Annotated in this window: 20 protein-coding genes; 10 read left to right on the forward strand and 10 right to left on the reverse strand. The window is 63.7% G+C overall.

Annotated elements, in window-relative coordinates; translation table 11 throughout:
* Nucleotides 1–18: 18 nt before the first annotated feature.
* The 8 genes from R6G97_RS08965 to R6G97_RS09000 all read right to left on the reverse strand — a co-directional run bounded on the left by R6G97_RS08965 (nucleotide 19) and on the right by R6G97_RS09000 (nucleotide 8,339).
* Nucleotides 19–1,134: a succinylglutamate desuccinylase/aspartoacylase family protein gene (locus R6G97_RS08965; RefSeq protein WP_102081837.1), complete on the reverse strand. Its 1,116-nt coding sequence runs from the start codon at nucleotides 1,132–1,134 to the stop codon at nucleotides 19–21.
* Nucleotides 1,135–1,241: 107 nt separating this feature from the next.
* The gene (locus tag R6G97_RS08970) at nucleotides 1,242–2,900 is read right to left on the reverse strand and encodes an ATP-dependent DNA ligase (RefSeq protein WP_317848005.1); all 1,659 of its coding nucleotides are present in this window, start codon (nucleotides 2,898–2,900) and stop codon (nucleotides 1,242–1,244) included.
* Nucleotides 2,897–3,910 (reverse strand): ligase-associated DNA damage response exonuclease, encoded by a 1,014-nt coding sequence (locus R6G97_RS08975; RefSeq protein WP_043213082.1) that lies wholly within the window; start codon nucleotides 3,908–3,910, stop codon nucleotides 2,897–2,899. Before R6G97_RS08975 ends, R6G97_RS08970 begins: the two co-directional genes overlap by 4 nt.
* A 118-nt stretch (nucleotides 3,911–4,028) precedes the next feature.
* On the reverse strand, nucleotides 4,029–6,470 hold the full coding sequence (locus tag R6G97_RS08980) for a penicillin acylase family protein (protein ID WP_317848006.1): 2,442 nt from the start codon (nucleotides 6,468–6,470) through the stop codon (nucleotides 4,029–4,031).
* A 203-nt stretch (nucleotides 6,471–6,673) separates the two neighbouring features.
* The gene (locus R6G97_RS08985) at nucleotides 6,674–6,877 is read right to left on the reverse strand and encodes an SEC-C metal-binding domain-containing protein (protein WP_011532538.1); all 204 of its coding nucleotides are present in this window, start codon (nucleotides 6,875–6,877) and stop codon (nucleotides 6,674–6,676) included.
* A gap of 7 nt (nucleotides 6,878–6,884) precedes the next feature.
* The gene (locus R6G97_RS08990) at nucleotides 6,885–7,361 is read right to left on the reverse strand and encodes an LEA type 2 family protein (protein WP_043213087.1); all 477 of its coding nucleotides are present in this window, start codon (nucleotides 7,359–7,361) and stop codon (nucleotides 6,885–6,887) included.
* A gap of 2 nt (nucleotides 7,362–7,363) precedes the next feature.
* The gene (locus R6G97_RS08995) at nucleotides 7,364–7,840 is read right to left on the reverse strand and encodes a YchJ family protein (protein WP_043213090.1); all 477 of its coding nucleotides are present in this window, start codon (nucleotides 7,838–7,840) and stop codon (nucleotides 7,364–7,366) included.
* A gap of 4 nt (nucleotides 7,841–7,844) precedes the next feature.
* Entirely contained in the window at nucleotides 7,845–8,339 is a 495-nt protein-coding gene (locus tag R6G97_RS09000) for a DUF6231 family protein (protein ID WP_043213092.1), read from the reverse strand.
* Nucleotides 8,340–8,497: 158 nt separating this feature from the next.
* On the opposite strand from R6G97_RS09000, the gene R6G97_RS09005 reads away from it, so the two are divergent.
* From R6G97_RS09005 to R6G97_RS09020, 4 genes are all read left to right on the forward strand, one after another.
* Nucleotides 8,498–9,187, forward strand: a complete 690-nt coding sequence (locus R6G97_RS09005; RefSeq protein ID WP_090345059.1) for an OmpA family protein — start codon at nucleotides 8,498–8,500, stop codon at nucleotides 9,185–9,187.
* Between the two features lie 86 nt (nucleotides 9,188–9,273).
* Nucleotides 9,274–9,990 carry an OmpA family protein gene (locus R6G97_RS09010; RefSeq protein ID WP_043213096.1) on the forward strand — a complete coding sequence of 239 codons (717 nt, stop codon included), beginning with the start codon at nucleotides 9,274–9,276 and terminating at the stop codon, nucleotides 9,988–9,990.
* Between the two features lie 95 nt (nucleotides 9,991–10,085).
* On the forward strand, nucleotides 10,086–10,361 hold the full coding sequence (locus tag R6G97_RS09015) for a DUF1145 domain-containing protein (RefSeq protein WP_090345063.1): 276 nt from the start codon (nucleotides 10,086–10,088) through the stop codon (nucleotides 10,359–10,361).
* On the forward strand, nucleotides 10,354–11,112 hold the full coding sequence (locus R6G97_RS09020; protein ID WP_102081840.1) for a hypothetical protein: 759 nt from the start codon (nucleotides 10,354–10,356) through the stop codon (nucleotides 11,110–11,112). The genes R6G97_RS09015 and R6G97_RS09020 overlap by 8 nt, the downstream gene beginning before the upstream one ends.
* A 312-nt stretch (nucleotides 11,113–11,424) precedes the next feature.
* Here the strand turns inward: R6G97_RS09020 and R6G97_RS09025 are convergent, their stop codons facing one another.
* Nucleotides 11,425–11,889: a CopD family protein gene (locus R6G97_RS09025; RefSeq protein ID WP_043213103.1), complete on the reverse strand. Its 465-nt coding sequence runs from the start codon at nucleotides 11,887–11,889 to the stop codon at nucleotides 11,425–11,427.
* 98 nt (nucleotides 11,890–11,987) lie between these two features.
* Here R6G97_RS09025 and dinG point away from each other — a divergent pair, with 98 nt between their 5' ends.
* From dinG to pdxH, 5 genes are all read left to right on the forward strand, one after another.
* Complete coding sequence (dinG, locus tag R6G97_RS09030; protein WP_182816232.1) at nucleotides 11,988–14,132, forward strand: ATP-dependent DNA helicase DinG; 2,145 nt, start codon at nucleotides 11,988–11,990, stop codon at nucleotides 14,130–14,132.
* A gap of 75 nt (nucleotides 14,133–14,207) precedes the next feature.
* A complete protein-coding gene (locus R6G97_RS09035) occupies nucleotides 14,208–16,433 on the forward strand; it encodes a beta-galactosidase (protein ID WP_317848007.1) in 2,226 nt (741 codons plus the stop codon).
* 154 nt (nucleotides 16,434–16,587) lie between these two features.
* Nucleotides 16,588–17,733, forward strand: coding sequence for an EstA family serine hydrolase (locus tag R6G97_RS09040; protein WP_043213107.1), 1,146 nt, complete (start codon nucleotides 16,588–16,590; stop codon nucleotides 17,731–17,733).
* 99 nt (nucleotides 17,734–17,832) lie between these two features.
* The gene (locus R6G97_RS09045) at nucleotides 17,833–18,810 is read left to right on the forward strand and encodes an OmpA family protein (protein ID WP_090345071.1); all 978 of its coding nucleotides are present in this window, start codon (nucleotides 17,833–17,835) and stop codon (nucleotides 18,808–18,810) included.
* Nucleotides 18,811–18,829: 19 nt separating this feature from the next.
* The gene (gene pdxH / locus R6G97_RS09050) at nucleotides 18,830–19,477 is read left to right on the forward strand and encodes a pyridoxamine 5'-phosphate oxidase (RefSeq protein WP_043213110.1); all 648 of its coding nucleotides are present in this window, start codon (nucleotides 18,830–18,832) and stop codon (nucleotides 19,475–19,477) included.
* Here the strand turns inward: pdxH and R6G97_RS09055 are convergent.
* The gene (locus R6G97_RS09055) at nucleotides 19,474–19,707 is read right to left on the reverse strand and encodes a hypothetical protein (RefSeq protein ID WP_043213111.1); all 234 of its coding nucleotides are present in this window, start codon (nucleotides 19,705–19,707) and stop codon (nucleotides 19,474–19,476) included. The genes pdxH and R6G97_RS09055 overlap by 4 nt on opposite strands.
* 146 nt (nucleotides 19,708–19,853) lie before the next feature.
* Between R6G97_RS09055 and R6G97_RS09060 the strand changes: the two genes are divergently transcribed.
* Nucleotides 19,854–20,318 carry a glycine zipper 2TM domain-containing protein gene (locus R6G97_RS09060; RefSeq protein WP_043213112.1) on the forward strand — a complete coding sequence of 155 codons (465 nt, stop codon included), beginning with the start codon at nucleotides 19,854–19,856 and terminating at the stop codon, nucleotides 20,316–20,318.
* Nucleotides 20,319–20,343 lie beyond the last annotated feature (25 nt).

The following is a 20,343-nucleotide window of genomic DNA, read 5'->3' on the forward strand; positions in this document are numbered from 1 at the left end:
CCAGCCAGCACGACGGGCTCAGTTGGCCAGCAGGTAACCGCTGCGACAGACCTGCTCGCCCGCCACGTGGGCGACGACCATGCCCGCTGTGGCCATGCGCCTGACGCTGCGTGCATAAAGGAGGCCAGGCTGGGTATTGCGCACCGCGGTCACCCGGTCGTTCAGCGGATCGATGACTTCCGCGATCAGCTCGCCCGCCTCCAGGTATTGGCCGGGTGTCGCGTGGAAGACCAACAGCCCGCCCAACGGCGCCACCACAGGCTCCACGGCGGCCAGCGGCGTTGCCGGGTACGCCAATGGCGGCAGGGCGGGCGCTTCTCCCGAAATCACCCCAGCATGGGTCAGGAAATTGAGTATCCCTTGGCAATCCTGAGTGGCCAGGTCGTGGCTGACATCTGCCTGCCCGCGTAGCTCGACAGTCACAGAGAAACTGCCCAGAGGGATGGGGAACTGCTTGCCAAAACGTTGCTGTAACTGCCACCACACCAGGCTGAAGCATTCATCGAAAGACTGGCCGCCGGAGTCCGTGGCCAGCAGGCTGGCCTGCACGCCCAGATAGCGGGCCAGCGGCTCTACCTGATCCCAGGCCTCCGGTGTGGTGTACAGATGCTCCACGGCCTCGAAGTCGCAATGCAGGTCCAAAACCATATCGGCATCGCACGCCAGGCGTTGCAGGGTCAGGCGCTGGGATTGCAGTGGGGTGCGCGCGGGATGCGCATCCAGGCCCCGGCGCAGGTACTCGCGGATCAGGGCCAGGTTGTGCGAAGGATCATGGGTCAGATGGCCCTCGATCTGATCGCCGATACTGTCGGACAAATCAACGAAGTTGCGGTTGAAGTTTTCGCCACTTTGCAGCTCGAAGCGCCCCAAGGGCGCGTCCAGGAGCACCTGTTCCAGGCCCACGGGGTTGGCCACCGGAACGAGGATGATCTCGCGTTGCAGCCGCCCGTCCTGTTCCAGCTCCAGCAAACGGCGCTTCAGGTGCCAGGCCACCAGCATGCCGGGTAGCTCGTCGGCATGCAGTGACGCCTGGATGTACACCTTGCCACCGCCGCGAGGGCCGAAGTGGAAGCTATGAAGCTGGCGGGCAATGCCCGGGACAGGGGACAGCAGGTCGTGGGTCGAATGATGCATGGTGGTCCTGGCTGAAGTGGCGAATACGGTCTGCGATGACAGTCGGCAGAAAGATAGAAGCATAACTTCTGCCATTGCGCAGCCTCCTTGCGCGGGTTTGCCCGCACTCAGGCAAGTAAGGCCTGCAAGGTGGCCAGGTCGTCGGCTTCTTGCACAGTTTTGTCATGGCGCCAGCGCAGCATGCGCGGAAAGCGCACCGCGATGCCGCTCTTGTGGCGTTTGGACAAGGCAATACCCTCGAAGCCCAGCTCGAACACCAGTGTCGGGGTCACACTGCGCACCGGGCCGAAGGTTTCCACCGTAGTCTTGCGGATGATGGCGTCGACTTGGCGCATTTCTGCATCGCTCAGTCCGGAATACGCCTTGGCGAAAGGCACCAGGGTGCGTCCGGGAGTCCCCGGTGGCCCGTCCCAGACGGCAAAGGTGTAATCGCTGTACAGGCTGGCACGACGGCCATGACCGCGCTGGGCGTAGATCAACACGGCATCGACGCTGAAAGGATCGATCTTCCACTTCCACCATAGGCCCATGTCTTTGGTACGGCCCACGCCATAGAGGGCATCGCGCTGCTTGAGCATCAGACCTTCGACGCCCAGACTGCGTGACTGCTCGCGCTGGCGGGCGAGGTCATGCCAGTCGCTGCCCTGTAGCAACGGTGACAGCAGCACCGGGGCCAGTGGGTACTGCTGCGTCAGGTGTTGCAGTTGGGCCCGACGTTCATGTTGAGGCCGGTTGCGCCAATCTTCACCCTGCCATTCGAGCAGGTCATAGGCTTGCAGCACCACCGGCGCCTCGGTGAGCAACTTCTTGCCCAGCGTCTTGCGGCCCAAGCGCTGTTGCAGCAGGGCGAAAGGTTGCACGGCGACATCGCCGGCTTGGCTGCCCGGTTTCCACACCAGGATTTCACCATCGAGCACTACACCGTCAGGCAAAGTGGTGGCCAGGCTGTGCAGTTCCGGAAAGCGCTCGGTGACCAGTTCCTCTCCCCGCGACCATATCCACAGCTGGCCATCGCGCTTGACCACCTGTGCGCGAATGCCATCCCACTTCCACTCCGCCTGCCAGGCAGACACCGGGCCGAGCAACGTCTCGAACTGCTCGACGGGAGCCTGCAGCGCGTGGGCGAGGAAGAACGGGTAGGGCTGGCCGCCGCGTTGGCGATGTTCGTCGGCAGATTCGGCGGCGATCAGCTGCAGGTAGTCTTGCGCCGTCGGGCGGTGGCTGAGATCGGTATAGCCCACCAGACGCTGCGCCACGCGTTTGGCATCCAGACCGGCGAGCTGGGCCAGGGCGCGGGTCACCAGCAGTTTGGACACCCCGACGCGGAAGCTGCCGGTGATAAGTTTCAGGCATAGCATCAAACCGGGCCGATCCAGCTGCGACCACAAGCCTGGCAGGCGTTGACGGATGGTTTCCGGCGGTAGGCCGCGCAGGGACAGCAGGTGCTCCTCGACCCAAAAGGCCAGTCCCTCGTCATTGCCATGCGGGTTGTCCGGGAGCACCAGGGAAATAGTCTCTGCCAGATCGCCCACAGCCTGGTAGCTTTCTTCGAACAGCCAGTCGGGCAAGTGCGAAAGTTCAAGGGTGAGCTCGCGCAGCAGACGGGTAGGGACCATTTGCCGCGGACGGCCGCCGGCCAGGAAGTACACGGCCCAGGCTGCATCCTCGGCAGGTGCGTCTGCGAAGTAGTCGCGCAGGGCCTCGAGCTTGGCATTGCTGGATGTGGTCGCGTCCAGGCGCAGATAGAGCTCGGCGAAGGTCTTCATGTGCCAGCCTCGGTGTCGGTCTCGTCCTCGTCGCCGTATTCGGTAGCGAAGGCGCGGGCATCGAGGCCCTGTTCGTTGAGGTAGCGCACCAACACATCGACCGAGCCGTGAGTGACCATCACCCGCTCGGCGCCGGTCTGCTCGATCGCCCATAGCAGCCCCGGCCAATCGGCATGATCGGAGAGCACGAACCCGCGGTCCACGCCGCGGCGTCGTCGGGTGCCGCGCAGGCGCATCCAACCGCTGGCCAAGGCGTCACTGTAATCGCCGAAGCGCTTCATCCAACTGCTACCGGCCGCCGAAGGCGGAGCCAGCACCAGGGCCTGGCGCAGCATCGGATCGTTGCGGGGGATGTCGCCTGCATAGTGCGTCGGGGCCAGGTGCACGCCCGCTTCCCGATAGACGCGGTTCAGAGGTTCCATCGCGCCATGGACCAGAATTGGGCCGGCGTGCGGGTCCAAGCCGTGGAGGATCCGCTGGGCCTTTCCGAAGGCATAGCAGAACAGCACGCTGGTTTTGCCCTGTTCACGGTTGGCCCGCCACCAGGCATCGATCTGCGCCATCACCTCGGCCTGAGGTTGCCAGCGGTAGATCGGCAGGCCGAAAGTCGACTCACTGATGAAGGTATGGCAGCGCACCGGCTCGAACGCAGCGCAGGTGCCGTCCGGCTCGATCTTGTAATCTCCCGAGGCGACCCAGACCTCGCCTCGGTATTCCAGGCGCACCTGGCCCGAGCCGAGCACGTGGCCAGCGGGGTGAAAACTCAAGGTCACGCCCCGGTGTTCGAGGCGTTCGCCATAGGCAAGCGTCTGCAGCTGGATGTCCGGCCCCAATCGGCTGCGCAGGATGCCTGCACCGGGGGCGGCAGTCAGGTAATGGTGATTGCCGGGCCGGGCGTGATCGCCGTGGCCGTGGGTAATCACTGCGCGGTCCACCGGGCGCCACGGGTCGATGTAGAAATCACCGGGCGGGCAATAGAGGCCTTCGGGGCGGGCGATGACGAGATCCATAGGCGTGCCGGTTGGCTAAGGGCTTGTAACCTCAGAGCACGACAGGGTCACGGAAGTTCTTGGTGAAGGAACCGCGAGCGTCCAACGGCGGACGTCGCGGTTCAAAGGGGGCTTGCGATCAGCGGCCAGGGACCAGGGTGAGTCGCTGCGAGCCATAGGCGCGGGAGAAGTTCTGCTGTTGCAGCGGCAGGTTCATGAAACGGCCCTGGAACCAGGCGTCCAGGCCATCGCTGTAATGCCGGCTCGCCGGGTTGCCGGACTGGCCATTGCTCGTCAGCACCTGCAGCGGTTCGGCCTGCCCGAAATCGACGATCATGCGCGCCGATGCCGGCAGGTAGGTATCGAAGCTGCCGCCCCAGGCATAAGGCGTCAGCGCCAGGGTGCTGAAATCGCCGCCTGCGGCCATGGGGTTGCGGCTGATGGCATCACCCAGGCCATGGTAGGTCGGTGCTGGCCAGCGATACTGGTGCAGCTTGCCCCATTGCCAGGCGCGACGGTCGCTGCCCAGCTGGGCGACGCCAGCATCCACGGCCCCTGCCAGGCTACGGGCGAGAATGGCAGGCTTGTCTTCTTTTTGCGGCGTGTTGCGGTCATCCCAGAACGGGCTGTCCTCGCGGCCCAGCAAGTGGTCGGCCTGGGCCGAGTAGGAAAGCTGCGCATTGCCGATGAACGCTTGCCAGGCCGGGCTGGACTCCGGGCCCAGATCGTCGAGGAAGGTCTGGCGAGCGACCTCCTGCAGGAACAATGCATACAGCGCGGCATCGGCCGATACCGGGCTCAGGCGGCCATCGAAAGCCTTTAGCCGGGTCAGTGCTTCACGCGCTTTGTCCCGCTGGGCGGCCGGTAATGCGTCGATCGCTTGAGTGAGCGACTGGGCCATGCCGGGGGCGTCGAACATCTGCTTGAGTTTGTCTGCCAGCAGAGCGACCTGGTCGTTCTGCAGGGCCATCAGGCTACGGCTGTCGTGGCGGCCGTTGCCGGCCAGCTGGGCCAGGCGCTCGGCGCGCTCGGGGTAGTACCAAGTGTTGGACAGCTGCATCCCGTAGCCACGTGGCAGGCTGCGTTGGTTGGCATGGCCGACCCAGCCGGCGACCGGGTCCTGGTCGTAAGGGTGCAGCATTGGATCGGCGTAGCCATCCCAGTCGTAACGGCTATCCCAGCCGGGCGAGGGCAGCAGGCCCTGGCCTTCGCGGCGATTGGGGTAGCGGCCGCTGACCTGCCAGCCGATGTGCTGCGGTTCGGCGAAGACGAAGTTCAGGGCAGCGGCGCCGACTTCACGGGTATTGTCGAAGGCCCGCTCCACCGACGATGCGCGGGTCAGGTCGAACAGCGCGTCAAGGCTGCGATCGCCTTTGAGTTGTGGCAGGTTCAGGGCCAGGCCGAGGCTGGCATTGGCCGGTTGGCTGAGCAGAGTGCCGTGGCGGGTGTCGTACATGACTTCACGCAGGGGACGTTGACCGCGGACGAAGAAGGTTTCGCTGCGTGCGCGGGCAGGTTGCCACTTGCCATCGGCCAAGTAGCTCACCTGGCTGCCCTGGTGACGCAATTGCTCCAGATACAGGTCCTGGTTGTCGGCCATCACCGCGCTGCTGCTCCAGGCCAGCTTGCCGTTGTAGCCGGCGAGGATGATGGGCAGGCCCGGCAGTGCCAGGCCTGCGACTTGATACTTGCCGGTGTGGATCTGTACCGGGGCGAGGGCCCACGTGGCGCGGCTATCGCTGGCCAACAGGCTCTTGCCGCTGCGGCTGCGTTGCGGCGACAGTGCCAGGTTGGCCGAGCCGGGGCTGCCCAGCAGGCCCAGGTCGGCGAGCTTCTGCCCTGCAGCGCCCAAGCGCTCCAGGCCTGGCAGTTGGCTCTTGAGGTTCAAACCCCTGAGCTTGTCCAGTTCGGCTTCGGCCAGTGGCTCGTCGGGAGCACCTGGCAGCAGCCAGGCGAGCTTGTCGCTGCCGACTTTCTGCGCCAGGGTCAGGGCGGTCAGTTCTTCCTGCAGGTTCACCGACTGGCTGAAGGCATACAGGCTGAAGATCAGCGCCGAGTCCTCAGGCTTCCAATATTCCGGGCGATAGCCGCTGCGGGCCAGGTCCGCAGGCAACTTGTCGCGGTAACGGAACAGATAGGCGTTGACGCCGCGGGCATAGACCTCGAAGAACCGCTTCAGGCGTGGCGAGGCGTCGGCGTAAAGCTGTCCAGCGCTTTGCTTGAGGTTGGCAGCGCGCATCAGACGATCGATGTCCAAGGCGTCAGGGCCGGCCAGTTCAGCCAGGCGCCCTTGGGCCAGCAGGCGCATGGCGACCATCTGCTCGATGCGATCGCCGGCCTGCACGTAGCCCAGGCTGAACAGGGCATCATGGAAACTGCTGCTTTCGATCAGCGGTGCGCCCATTGCGTTGCGGCGTACCGAGACATTCTGTGCCAGGCCTTTGAGCGGTTGCACACCAGTGGTCGGAGGCACGCTGTCCTGGTAGCCGCCCACCTGACAGCCGGCAAGGCCGAACATGCCGAGCACGACGGCAGCGGGGCCGAACCGAAGGCGGAAGGGGGGAAGGACGGGGGCTGCCATGACAAGGCTCCTGCAGGGCGTGGCGGGATTCGGAAAGGCGCTACGTTAGTGAGCGCGCGGTCGCCATGCAAGGTGCCTGTAGGCTTTATTTTCAGGGGGCTGCCCAGTGGTTGGCCGGACCTGAAGTTTCAAGCTTCAAGTCAAAGCAGGTCGAGGGCGAGTCTGCTTTTTCTTGTCGCTTGAAACGTGCCGCTGCCGCGGGGTCAGGCCCCGTGGCACTTCTTGAATTTCTTCTGGCTACCGCACGGGCACGGGTCGTTGCGGCCAACGTCTTTCAGAGCGTTGCGCACCGGCTCCTGATGGCCATGGTTGCAGTGCGGGCCGTGCACGTGGCCGTGGTCGTGATCATGGTGATGGTCGTGACCGTGGTTGCAGTCCGGGCCATGAACATGGGGTTGCTGGGTCATTGCAGGGTTACTCCGGTTGAAGATCGCCGGGGATTATCTCACCACTGCGCGACAAGTGCAGGTCCCGATGGATGATCAGTCCCGTGTGCAGTTCGGCTTGCAGGCGGTAGTGCAGAGGCTGCTCGCGCTTGAGCATCTTGGCCAAGGGCTTGAGCTTTTGCCACAGGTTGGTTCGGGCCGTGATCTTGAACGTGCGCTGGGCGTGGCCGCCGACGCTTCGCCACAGGCTGGCTTCATCCTGCACCAGCAACAGGTCGTTCAGGCGTACCGAGTAGTCCAGGCTGCGGATGAACAAGCGGCTGTCGTTGGGGTTTTCGACCCGCACGTGGAGAATGAACTCCTGTTGCAGCAACCGGGCCTTGACCGTCTCGACCCGGACCAGGTGCACCTGCGGTTCGCGCCATTCGTCGTCACCCCAGCTCGCACAGCCCGCCAGGAGCGTCATCAGCAATGACAGGGCAAGCAGGCGGGCCAGGGTGCTCATGGTCAGCTACCAATGTAACTGGCGCAGCATTTCTTGAACTTCTGTCCGCTGGCGCAGGGGCAAGGGTCGTTGCGTCCGGCCTTGAGTGAAACTGTCGGGTCGATGAAGTACCAACGACCACTGTTCTGAACGAAGGCAGAGCGCTCGCGGTGCTGGTGATCGCCGTGCTGGTCATGCCAGCGTGCGGTGAAGCTGACGAAGGCGTGCTCAGGCTGTCCGCCCAATACCTCGGCGTTCTCGACCTCTAGGCCAAGCCAGGTGCTCTGGGCGCTCCAGGCAGCGATCGCGGCGCGGTCCAGGCCGGCCTGCTGGGCCGGCAGGGTGGTGTCCACCAGATAGTCGACCAAGCCCAGCACATAGGCGCTGTAGCGCGAGCGCATCAGGGCCTGGGCGTCGGGCGCCGGGGTGCCGGCATGGTATCGCCCGCAACAGGCATCGAGCAGGTTGCCACTGCCGCATGGACAGACCGAGACACTCATTGAATCACCACCAGTACTTGCCGAAGTTTTCAGGGTTTGCCCAGAACTTGGCGTTGAGCCAGTCCGGGACCTGCTTGTAGTCATGTAGATCATAGGTGAACAGGCTCAATACCTGCTCGTCTCGCCGGAACTTCTCGCTGGCCGACAGCGCCAGGGCGAAGAAGTCCGTGTCCTGCCAGCCGCAGGCTTGCAGGTCGGCGAGCACTGCAACCCGGCTGGCATTGAGGTTGCGGATGCCGCCGAGCAACTGAAGGCCGGTGCGCTTGGGCAGGTGCTCCAGACAATCCACCAGTACCGCAAGGTCGAAGCGCTGGGCGGCGGCCGGTGCGGGCAGCGGGCCTGGCGGGACCACTTCGATATGCACTTGCGGATGCGCCTGGGCGAAGGCTTCCAAGGCCGGGAAGCGCGTGCCCACCAGCAGCAGACGCTGGGGTGTGAAGCGCTCGAGCAAGGCTGCCAGGGCCTGCTGTGGGGTGCGCTGAGAGAAACTGTCGGTCATTGCCAATCCTCGTTCAGGTCGTCCTAGCCTATCGGGCCGGGCGCGCTCGGCAAAGAGGCGTGGTGCCCTGTGTGGCTTATTGCTGGCAGAGAGGAAGCGGGCGGTCTTTACTCCGAAGGATCGGTCTTATGCCGATTCCCCCTAGGAGATGCGACAAAATGAGCATAGTACGCACAGCGATACCCCTGGTCCTGCTCACCAGCGTGTTGACTGGTTGTGCAGGTTTGCAAAAAACCGACTGGCCGAAGTGTGCTGCCGTCGGGGGTGTAAGTGGCGCAGCCCTCGGCGCCATCGAGAGTTCCACTTGGGCGGGTTGGGGCGCGCTGCTTGGCGGTGGCCTGGCGGCGGGCTACTGCTGGGCCCACGGCGATGGCGACGAAGATGGCGATGGCGTACCGGACAGCCGGGACAAGTGCCCTGGCACGCCACGCGGTGTACAGGTCGATGCCAACGGCTGCCCACCGGCACCGGCGCCGGTCGAGGAGGTGGTGGTACAGAAGGAAGAGGTCATCGTCATCCGCGACGTGCACTTCGAATTCGATTCCGCCCGCCTGACTGCCACCGACAAGGAGCGACTGAACACCATTGCCACCCGACTGAAGCAGGAAGCGCCCAGCGCCCGCCTGACCGTCACCGGACATACCGACAGTGTGGGTTCTGATACCTACAACCAGAAACTGTCCGAGCGCCGTGCGCATTCGGTCACCGACTATCTGGTCGAAAGCGGTGTGCCACGTAGCAGCTTCGTTTCGGTGGTAGGGGCCGGGGAGTCCCAGCCGGTTGCCGACAACGCGACGGCTGATGGCCGTGCCATGAACCGCCGCACCGAGATCAAGATCCAGCGCTGACGGCATGCGCCCATGCCTTGAGCAGTGGCATGGGCGCGTCTTTACTCGGGTGACCGGTAGAGACCGGTGACACAGGAGCATTGATCATGGGTGTTATGTCGAAGGCGGCGTTGCCGCTGGTGCTGGTTACAGGCCTGCTCGCCGGTTGTGCCACCCACAGCGATGGCAGCGCGCCCCTCAATCAAAGGACCTGGCCCCTGTGCAGCCTGCTAGGCGGGCTGGTCGGCGGCGGCCTGGGTGCCATCGAGAATTCCAGTTGGGCTGCCGGTGCCGGAGCGCTCGGCGCCATCGCCGGTGGCTTGATCTGCTACGCCCAGGACGGTGACGGGGATGGTGATGGCGTGTTCGACCGTCGCGACCGCTGCCCTGATACCCCGGCCGGGACGTCGGTCAATCACATGGGCTGCCCGTTGCCGCAGTATCCGACAACGCCACCGGCAGGCGAAGCGCCGGTGCCTGAGGTCATTACCCTGGATGACCAGGGGCAGGTGCTGTTCGCCTTCGACTCGGCACAGTTGACCGTCGAGGCCCAGCAACGCCTGCGCGCCTTGCTCCCTCAGCTGAGCGATCCGCAGGTGACCCGTATCAAGGTCATTGGCTTTACCGACAGCGTCGGCACCGATGCCTACAACCAGGGCCTGTCTGAGCAGCGTGCCGGCAGTGTCGCGGAGTTCCTGATCGCTCAGGGTCTGGCCGCGGACAAGGTGACCAGCCAAGGCCGCGGCGAAAGTGAGCCTGTGGCCGACAACGACACAGAAGAAGGTCGGGCTCGTAATCGACGGGTAGAACTGCACCTGAATTGACACCTCTAGCGCCTACCCTGGCATAGGTTTACTGTTGGCTGCACGGCCTGCTCGCTCGGGCCTTGCAGCCATAACAACAAATTCAGGGGGCGGGTATGAAATTCATCCTGGGCCTGGGCAAGGCCCTGACGGTGGTGTTCTGGTGGGTGGTGCTGGTGAACCTGTTCATGCCGCAACCGCTGCCGTTCAATCTGTTACTCAATGCCGTGGGGATTTTCCTGCTGAGCCTGCACTGCCTGGAAGTGCTGTTCTTCAATGCCAGCTTGCGCGGGCGTAGCCACCGTTGGTTCGATCGGCTGCAGATCCTGCTGACGGGCATTTTTCATGTCATGTCCATTCCCAAGCCCTTGGAGACGCCACGCCATGCGTAAGGTGATGTTGATGCTGGCGTTGACCAGTCCCATGGTCCAGGCCGAAAGCCTGGACGTTGCGGCCCATTCGGTGCTGCGCCTACCGAACAAAGCGAGCAGCGTGCACCTTGAGCAATTGCAGATCGCCGATTCGGCGACACTGTTGCTGCCCGCGACGCTGACGGAACTGAAGGTGGATCGTCTGGTGCTGGGGCGCGATGCGCGCATAGCCATTACCCCCGCCGAGGCCCCTTTGCGTATCGAGACCGGTGTTGCCGAGCTGGGTGACGGCAGCGAAATCAGTGCCACCGGCGCTGCCGGCACTTATGAACGCGCCGCTCGGCCTGGGCGGGATCTGGAACTCAGGCTGAACGGGTTGCAGGCGCAGCGGCTGTCGATCGATGCCCGAGGCGGCGCCGGTGCGCCAGGCTATGTCGGGCTCGATGGTGCCAACGGCAAAGCCGGCGGTTGTACCTGGGGCCAGGCTAGCCGCGGCGCCAATGGAGACGACGGTGGAAACGGGCATGATGGCGCTTCCGGTGGGCGCATTCGCCTGGCTGTGCCGGAGGGGTTCCCGCCGGAGCGTATCCAGGTTCGGCTCGATGGCGGTGCGCCGGGCAAGCCGGGTGCGGCGGGCAAGGCCGGCTTGGGCGGCGCCAGCAAGGGATGCCTTGTTTATCGAACCGACGCCGGTGCGGATGGGCGGCCAGGCGTGGAGGGGCAGCCCGGGTTGGCAGGAGCGGCTGGGGAGTTGGTCCTGGAGCGCTTATGAGTTGATTCTTGGGGCGAAGCTGGTTCAGTTCGTCCCAAGCACCTCCACTCGGCATGCTGATGGGGCCCGTTTGGGACGGTGGAGCGACCGTCAACCATTCAAGCTGGTGCCGCTGCGCGGCCCATCGCAGGCTTCGCCAGCGCCAGGTTCTGTGCTGTTTCGCCTTTGATGCGCGATAGTCCAGGCGCTACCAATGGCGACCTCAAGGCCGCGTGGAGGTTTATGTAGAGCTGGCGCGCAGTGCCCTTCGGCGTGAGCCGAAGTCGCGAGATGGAGGCTTGCACCGCTAGCCGGAGAAGCCCAAGCACAACCTCAAACCAAAACCCGCGAACTGGCCACCACCACAACCAAAATCCCCAACAGCAAATTAACCCCGACCATTCGACGAATCTGCCCAAGCACGCCAGCCCCCGTCGCCCAGTCCTCAGCCGTCACTGCCGCCCGCAGCTGTGGCAGCAACAGCGCCTGAACCCGCATGAACAACGCAAACATGGCAATCCCACCCCCAATCATCACCTGGATGTAACGCGGTGCGGTCTCGAAGCCATTGAAGCGCAGGTGCAACATCCCGATACCGCTTATCGCAAGAATGACCACTGCCAGCCAGACCCATCGGAAGAACCGTCGGAAAACTTCCACCCACAACTTCAGTCGTGCAGGCCCTTCGAGGGCTGAAACCGCCGCTGGCCGCAGTACCAGCCAGGCGAAAAACATACCGCCGACCCAAACCAGGGCCGCGAGGACATGCAATGTGTAGGGCAGGGCAAAGGCAAGCATCCGGATCTCCATGCGGCATAAAGGGCAATAGCGGGGTATGATAGCCGGCCCATGCGAAACACTGAAAATTTATCCAGCCCTCCGGGCGCCTGCAGACCATGATCAGCAACGAACTCAAAGCCACCATCCAGGGCGCCTACTCGCGTTTTCTCGAAGCCAAGAGCCTAAAGCCCCGCTACGGCCAGCGCCTGATGATCGCCGAAGTGGCCAAGGTGCTCGGCGACATCGCCTGTGACGATGAAGGACGCCGTGCAGGCGAGCCCGCCGTGGTCGCGGTCGAGGCCGGTACCGGTACCGGCAAGACGGTCGCCTACAGCCTGGCCGCCATTCCCGCCGCCAAGGCTGCCGGCAAGCGGTTGGTGATCGCCACAGCAACCGTCGCCCTGCAAGAGCAGATCGTCTTCAAGGATCTGCCCGACCTGATGCGCAGCAGCGGGCTCAACTTCAGTTTCGCCCTGGCCAAGGGCCGTGGCCGCTATCTGTGCCTGTCCAAGCTCGACATCCTGTTGCAGGAGGGGCATGCCCAATCGGCCACCGCGCAGCTGTTCGAGGAAGAGGGCTTCCGCATCGAGGTCGATGAAAAGAGCCAGAAGCTGTTCAACAGCATGATCGAGCGGCTCGCCGGCAACCGCTGGGACGGCGACCGCGACAGCTGGCCCGAGGCACTCGAGGACCAGGACTGGGCCCGTCTGACCACCGACCACAGCCAATGCACGGGGCGCCACTGCCCGAACTTCCAGCAGTGCGTGTTCTACAAGGCCCGTGAGGGTATGGGCAAGGTCGATGTGATCGTCACCAACCATGACATGGTCCTGGCCGATCTGGCCCTGGGCGGCGGTGCCGTATTGCCCGATCCGCGCGATACCATTTACGTCTTTGACGAAGGCCATCACCTGCCGGACAAGGCCATTGGCCACTTCGCCCATTACTCGCGGCTGCGCTCGACCGCGGATTGGCTGGAGCAGACCGCCAAGAACCTCACCAAGCTCTTGGCTCAGCATCCTTTGCCGGGTGACCTGGGCAAGCTGATCGAACAAGTGCCGGAACTGGCGCGGGAAGTGCGTACCCAGCAACAGTTCATGTTCACCCTGTGCGAGCAGGTCGCGGATTTCCGTCCCGGTGAAGACATGGAAGGCCGGGAGCGTCCACGCTACCGCTTCGAGGGCGGTGTGGTGCCGGAGCAGATTCGCGAGGTTGGGATCGAGCTGAAGAAAGGCTTCGCCCGTCTCAATGATGTGTTCACCCGGCTGGCCGACCTGCTCAAGGAAGGCATGGACGGTGAGGTCAACATCGGTATCGCCAGTCATCAGGCCGAGGAATGGTACCCGCTGTTCGGCAGCCTGGTGACCCGTGCCCAGGGCAACTGGGAGCTATGGACCGCCTTTACCGCCGAGGACCCCGAAGACAGCCCGCCCATGGCGCGTTGGCTCACACTTGCCGAAAGTGGTGCGCTGTTCGACATCGAGGTCAATGCCAGCCCCATTCTGGCTGCTGAAATGCTGCGTCGCAGCCTGTGGAACGTCGCTCATGGCGCCTTGGTGACCTCCGCGACCCTCACTGCCTTGGGTAAATTCGATCGATTCCGCATGCGCTCGGGCCTGCCACGCGATGCGATCACCTGTGTCGTACCCAGTCCGTTCGTGCACGGCGATGCAGGCCTGTTGCGGGTCCCTGACCTGGGAGCCGACCCGCGCGACGTGCCGGGACACACTGCAGCCATCATCCGCGAACTGCCGGGCATGCTCGAGGAGGCCCGTGGCGCGTTGGTGCTGTTCTCGTCGCGCAAGCAAATGCAAGACGTGTTCGATGGCCTGGATCGAGACTGGCGCAAGCTGGTGCTCATCCAGGGCAACCTGTCCAAGCAGGAAACCCTGAACAAGCACAAGGCGCGCGTAGATGACGGCCAGCACAGTGTGCTTTTCGGCCTGGCGAGCTTTGCCGAGGGTGTCGACCTGCCCGGCGCTTACTGCGAACACGTGGTCATCGCCAAGATCCCCTTCGCCGTACCGGACGATCCGGTCGAAGCGGCCCTGGCCGAGTGGATCGAAGCCCGTGGCGGCAACCCGTTCATGGAGATCGCCGTCCCCGACGCCTCGTTGCGCTTGATCCAGGCCTGCGGTCGCCTGCTGCGTACCGAGCAGGACCGCGGGGTGATCACGTTGCTCGATCGTCGCCTGGTCACCCAGCGCTATGGCAAGGCTATCCTCAATGCGCTGCCGCCGTTCCGGCGGGAAATTTCCTGACGGTCGCGGCTCGGCTGCGACCTGCTGTTCATTACCTGTCACGGACCCATGGTCCTGAAGGAGAGCTTCAACCCTATGATCCGCCGCACCCTGCCTGCCGTTCTCGCCCTGTTGTTCAGCTCGCCCTTGCTGGCCGGGCAGCAGACGTTGTTCAGTTTCGTGCGTCCGGCAGCGGTGGTCAATGTGACTACAACCGATGCCCATATGCCGCAATACAACGCCGAGCAGACCACTGAAGGCGAGGTGCTGCGGCGCGTGGTGTTCAACCCAGTGCAGCAGCCGACCTTGCGCCTGAGCCCGCAGAATGGCGCCTGGGATTGGTCAGCCGGCCAGGCCCTGACCCTACGATTGCAAAGCGCCATGGACTGGGCATTGACTGTGGACGTAACGGTGCAGAGTAGCGACGGTCGCACCCTGAGCAGCCGTATCGACCTACCTGCGGGCCCTGCTCAGACGGTGCTGGTGCCTTTGCGGGCCCGTTCACCATCGAGCCAGGGCATGCGCGCCGGGCCGCCAATGCCCTGGATGTATGAGGGGCAGCGCGTATTGCTCGCCAGCAGTGCAGGGGAGGTGGATCTTGCGCAGGTGGTTGGCGTCAGCCTGAGCATCCCCAATCCGAAGGTGGCCCAGAGTCTGCTGATCGAGAGGGTCGGTATCCAGGACGATGACCAGGTCTTCACGGCCGCCTACGAAGGGCTGCTCGATGCCTACGGCCAGTCTACGCGCGGGCGATGGCCTGAAAAAATCACCAGTGATGAGCAGTTGAAAGCCGCCCGAGGACGTGAGCAGCAGCAGCTCAAGGGCTGGCTTGATGCCCGCGGCAAACAGCAGCTCGATGCCTACGGGGGGCTGCTGGCCGGGCCTGCATTCGAAGCCAAAGGGTTCTTTCGAACCGAGAAGCGCGACGGACGCTGGTACCTGGTGACGCCGGATGGGCACGCGTTCTATTCCCTGGGCGTCAATGCAGTGGCCGCCGATGGCGGGCGCACATATGTGGCGGGCCGCGAAAGCATGTTCAAGGCTTTGCCTGGCGAGGGTGAACCGCTGGCAGCCTTCTATGGGCAGGGTAACAACGACGATGGCAATGCCTCATCCCTGGGGCGCAATTTCAAGCAAGGTCGCTGGTTCGACTTCTATGCAGCCAATCTATACCGCACCTATGGCGAGCCTTGTCCGGCAAGCCCAGCGGTGCCGTGCCCACCAGCCTCCCTGGATGCTGCACGCTGGCAGGCCCATACCTTGGACCGGCTGCAGGCCTGGGGCTTCAACACCCTGGGCAACTGGAGCGATCCGGCGCTGGGGCAGGCTCGGCGGATGCCCTATACCCTGCCGTTGTCAATCGTCGGCGACTACACCAGCATCAGCACCGGCATGGATTGGTGGGGCCGCATGCCCGATCCGTTCGACCCGCGCTTTGCCATGGCGACCGAGCGTGCGGTCGCCATCGCGGCTCGGGATCACCGTGATGACCCATGGCTGATCGGCTACTTCGCTGACAACGAACTGGCCTGGGCGGCCCCTGGCGAAGACCCCAAGGCCCGCTATGGCCTGGCTTACGGCACCTTGCGCCTGACGACCGATGTGCCGGCCAAGCGCGCCTTCCTCAAACAGTTGCGCGACAAGTACCGCAACCAGCAAGGTTTGTCCAAGGCTTGGGGCATCGACCTGCAGGCCTGGGAGCTGATGGAAGACCCTGGTTTCGAAGCGCCTTTGCCGAACCCCGAGCATCCCGAGATTGAGCGCGATTACCAGTACTTCCAGCAGGTATTTGCCGAGACGTATTTCAAGACCATCTCCGACGCGCTCAAATGGCATGCACCCAACCACCTGTTGCTGGGCGGTCGATATGCAGTGAGCACCCCGGAAGCGGTCAAGGCCTGCGCCGAGTTCTGCGACGTGCTCAGCTTCAATTTCTATACCCTCAAGCCTGAGGACGGCTATGACTTCGCTCGCTTGGCTGAACTGGACAAGCCCGTACTGGTCTCGGAGTTCCAGTTCGGCTCGCGCGATCGTGGACCGTTCTGGCCGGGGCCGGTGGAGGTCGCAAGGGAGGAGGACCGTGGGCCGGCCTATGGCAACTTCCTCAAGGCGGCTCTGGGCCAGCCGATGATCGTCGGTGCGCACTGGTTCCAGTACCTTGATCAGCCAGCCAGCGGGCGCCTGCTCGATGGGGAAAACGGCCACCTTGGTCTGGTCGCCATCACCGACGTGCCGTATCCGGAGTTTGTGGAGGCGGTGCGCAAGAGCAACCAGCAGGCGCTCGAGCACCTACGCAAAGGCCTGGAGCAGCCTGTGCAATGAGGGCAGGGCCGCTAGGCGGCTATATGGGAGTACCAACAGAGCGTAGCGGCCCCGTGCCACGTATGACCATCCGGCCACATTCAGTTTGCAAATTGGCCAACTACTGGAACAATGCACGACTTTCGTTGAGATGAGTCGTACGGAGAGCTGTCGGGTGCAGATCCAGGGTCACTATGAGCTGAAGTTCGAGGCGGTGCGAGAAGCCTTCGCCGCGTTGTTCGACGATCCCCAGGAGCGTGGTGCGGGACTGTGCATCCAGGTTGGCGGCGAAACCGTGGTGGATCTGTGGGCCGGCAGTGCCGACAAGGACGGCCGCGAGGCCTGGCACAGCGACACCATCGCCAACTTGTTCTCGTGCACCAAGACCTTCACTGCCGTCACCGCGCTGCAACTGGTCGGGGAGGGCAAGCTCAGCCTGGATGCTCCTGTGGTGCGCTACTGGCCCGAGTTCGGCCAGGCCGGCAAAGCGTCCGTGACCTTACGCCAATTGCTCAGCCACCGGGCTGGCCTACCGGCCATTCGCGAACTGCTGCCGGCCGAGGCGCTTTACGACTGGCAAGCCATGGTCGACGCCTTGGCAGCCGAAGCCCCCTGGTGGACGCCGGGCACCGAGCACGGTTATGCCGCTATCACCTATGGCTGGCTGATCGGTGAGCTCATCCGGCGTGTCGATGGGCGTGGCCCAGGCGAGTCGATCGTCGCCCGTACTGCTCGTCCCCTGGGGCTGGATTTCCATGTCGGTCTGGCCGACGAAGAGTTCCATCGCGTGGCGCACATCGCCCGCGGCAAGGGTAACCCCGGCGACGCGGCGGCCCAGCGCCTGCTACAGGTGACCCTGCGTGAGCCCGAGGCCTTGTCCACTCGTGCCTTCACCAATCCCCCGGCCATTCTCACCAGCACCAACAAACCTGAGTGGCGACGCATGCAGCAGCCAGCGGCCAATGGCCATGGCAATGCCCGTAGCCTCGCGGGGTTTTACGCCGGCCTGCTCGACGGCAGCTTGCTGGAGTCGGAACTGCTCGATGAGCTGACCCGTGAGCACAGCCTTGGCCAGGACCGAACCTTGTTGACCCAGACACGCTTCGGCCTGGGTTGCATGCTCGACCAGCCTGATGTGGCCAACGCGACGTTCGGATTGGGCGCCCGGGCCTTCGGTCACCCAGGGGCCGGCGGTTCGGTCGGATTTGCCGATCCGGAGTACGACGTAGCCTTTGGTTTCGTGACCAATACGCTGGGCCCCTATGTGCTGATGGACCCTCGTGCCCAGAAGCTGGTACGCGTTCTTGGCACTTGCCTTTGATCGGGTAGTGCGGGTAATGCCCAGGCCCTTTGACTATCCTCAATGCCAACGCCTGATGTGTGTTGGCAAAATTTCTTTCTATTTCATGGTGTATCGCTGATGTCTTCACATAAAACCTTAGCACTCGCTCTGTGCCTGGCCGTTACCGGCTGTGCCCAGCATTCGCAAAATGCGTCGAGCGACGCAGGCCACAGCTGGTGGCCGTTCGGCTCGGACAAAGTGGCCGAGCAGGAAGTGAAGGAAGCCGTGACTGAAAAGGTGGCCAAGGCCGATGCCAAGTCCGAGAGCGGCAGCCGCTGGTGGTGGCCGTTTGGCGGGGACGACAAGCAGGCCAAGGGCCCGGTTGCACCCAAGATCGACCAGAAGGCCACCCAGGCCTGGCTCGATGAATACGAGCCAAAGCTGCGTGAAGCCATCAAAGACAGCAAGTTCGAGTTGGAACGCCGTGACAACGTGCTCGCGGTGACCATCCCCGTGGACGGCTCCTACAACCCGGATCGCCCTAACATGCTGCTACCGATGACCCTGGGCCCGATCACTCGCGTGGCCAAGACCGTCGAAACCGACCCCAAGACCGCCGTGCTGATTCTCGGTCACGCCGACACCAGCGGCGCCGCCGCAGCCAATCAGAAGCTCAGCCTGGAGCGCGCAGCTTCGGTATCGGCGATTTTCCGCCTCAGCGGCCTGCAGCGTGACCGCTTGACCCTCAAGGGCATGGGCTCGGTAATGCCACGTGCTGCTAACGACAGCGCCGAAGGCCGCGCTCTGAACCGCCGCGTTGAAATGCTGCTGACCCCGCAGAACACCATGGTTGCGCTGCTGGCCAAGTACCAACAGGCAGCGCCTGCACCTGCGCCTGCGTCGATGGTTGCCACCCAGGACGCTCCGGCTCCCGCAGCCAAGGCAGCCGCCGGCAAGCCTGCGGCGAAGGCAGCCGCCAAGCCGGCCGCCAAAAAGCCAGCCGTCAAGGCCAAGGCTCCTGCCAAAGCCACTGCGAAAAAGAAAGCCGCACCGGCCAAGCCGGTTGCAAAGAAGGCCACGACTGAAAAGAAAGTAGCCTCTGCGAAGACCAATTGATCGTCAAGGAAACGCAGTCATGACCCAATCTCTGGCCGATATGCGGCGCGACTACACCCGTGATGGCCTGGCCGAAGCCCAGGCACCGGGTGAGCCGTTCGCCTTGTTCCACCAGTGGTTCGGCGAAGCCGTGAAAACCGAGCAGGCACCGGTTGAGGCGAACGCCATGACCCTGGCCACTGTCGATGAGCAAGGGCGTCCCCATTGCCGGGTGCTGTTGCTAAAGGGGCTCGACGAGCGTGGTTTCACCTTTTTCACCAACTACGACAGTGCCAAAGGCCAGCAACTGCTGGCCAATCCATACGCTGCCATGACGTTTTTCTGGCCGGCGCTGGAACGCCAGGTGCGTATCGAGGGGCGGGTGGAAAAGGTTACGGCCAAGGAGTCTGACGACTATTACCAGGTGCGTCCGCTGGGGAGTCGCCTGGGGGCCTGGGCTTCGCCGCAGAGCCGAGTGATTGCCGGTCGTGAGGAACTCGAAGGCCTGGTCAAGGCTACCGAGGCGCGATTCTCCGATACTCAGCCCCACTGTCCCGAGCATTGGGGGGGGTACCGCCTGCTGCCTGAGCGTATCGAGTTCTGGCAGGGGCGCGCCAGCCGGCTGCATGATCGTTTGAACTATCGATGGGTAGAGGGGCAGTGGCTGCGTGAGCGCCTGGCGCCTTAACCTGTGTAAGCGGCGGCCTGGCGTTCAAGCCAGGCTGCCAATTCCTTCCGCTTGATCTTCTGTCCCCGCGCCTGCTCCAGGCAATCAAGCATGTAGGCCCGTTTGACCGGGTCCTCGCCCGCCAGTGACAAGGCCAGGTCGCGGTCCATCCAGCGGCGCATGCGCACATACAGCCACCAATGGAAGTACAGGCCTGTAACAGTCACCACAACGACGATGAAGTAATCCATGGCTATCCTTGGTTTTCGATAGTCGAGCCCGCAATGGGGTGTGCAGGCTGTACTGCAGCTGAATAAAAGCAAATTTGTAACGTCTGTGTCGTGACAGTCATCAACGCGCGGGGTCTAATGGACACCTGACTTATGGAGAGTTTCCCATGCGTAAATCCGTTTTGCTGGTGGCGAGTTTCACCACCATGTCGCTGCTGCTCGGCGGTTGTGCTTCCAGTCTGACCGGCGACAGCTATTCCCGAGATGAGGCCCGTCGCGTACAGACCGTGCGTATGGGCACCATCGAGTCCCTGCGTCCGGTGAAAATCGAAGGCACCAAGACCCCGATCGGTGGTGGTGCAGGTGCCGTGGTCGGCGGCGTGGCGGGTAGCGCCATTGGTGGCGGTCGCGGCAGCATCGTCGCCGCCGTGATCGGTGCCGTGGCCGGTGGCCTGGCAGGCTCCGCCGCCGAAGAAGGCCTGACCCGCACCCAGGGTGTGGAAATCACCGTTCGTGAAGACGATGGCAGCATGCGTGCCTATGTGCAGCAAGTGCAGCAGAACGAAATCTTCCGTGTGGGTGAGCGCGTGCGCATCATGACCGTCGATGGCACTAGCCGTGTGACGCACTGATCGTTCTGTGGCAATGAAAAACCCC

This window comes from Pseudomonas sp. HTZ2 (assembly GCF_033173945.1).
Lineage (GTDB): Bacteria > Pseudomonadota > Gammaproteobacteria > Pseudomonadales > Pseudomonadaceae > Aquipseudomonas > Aquipseudomonas guariconensis.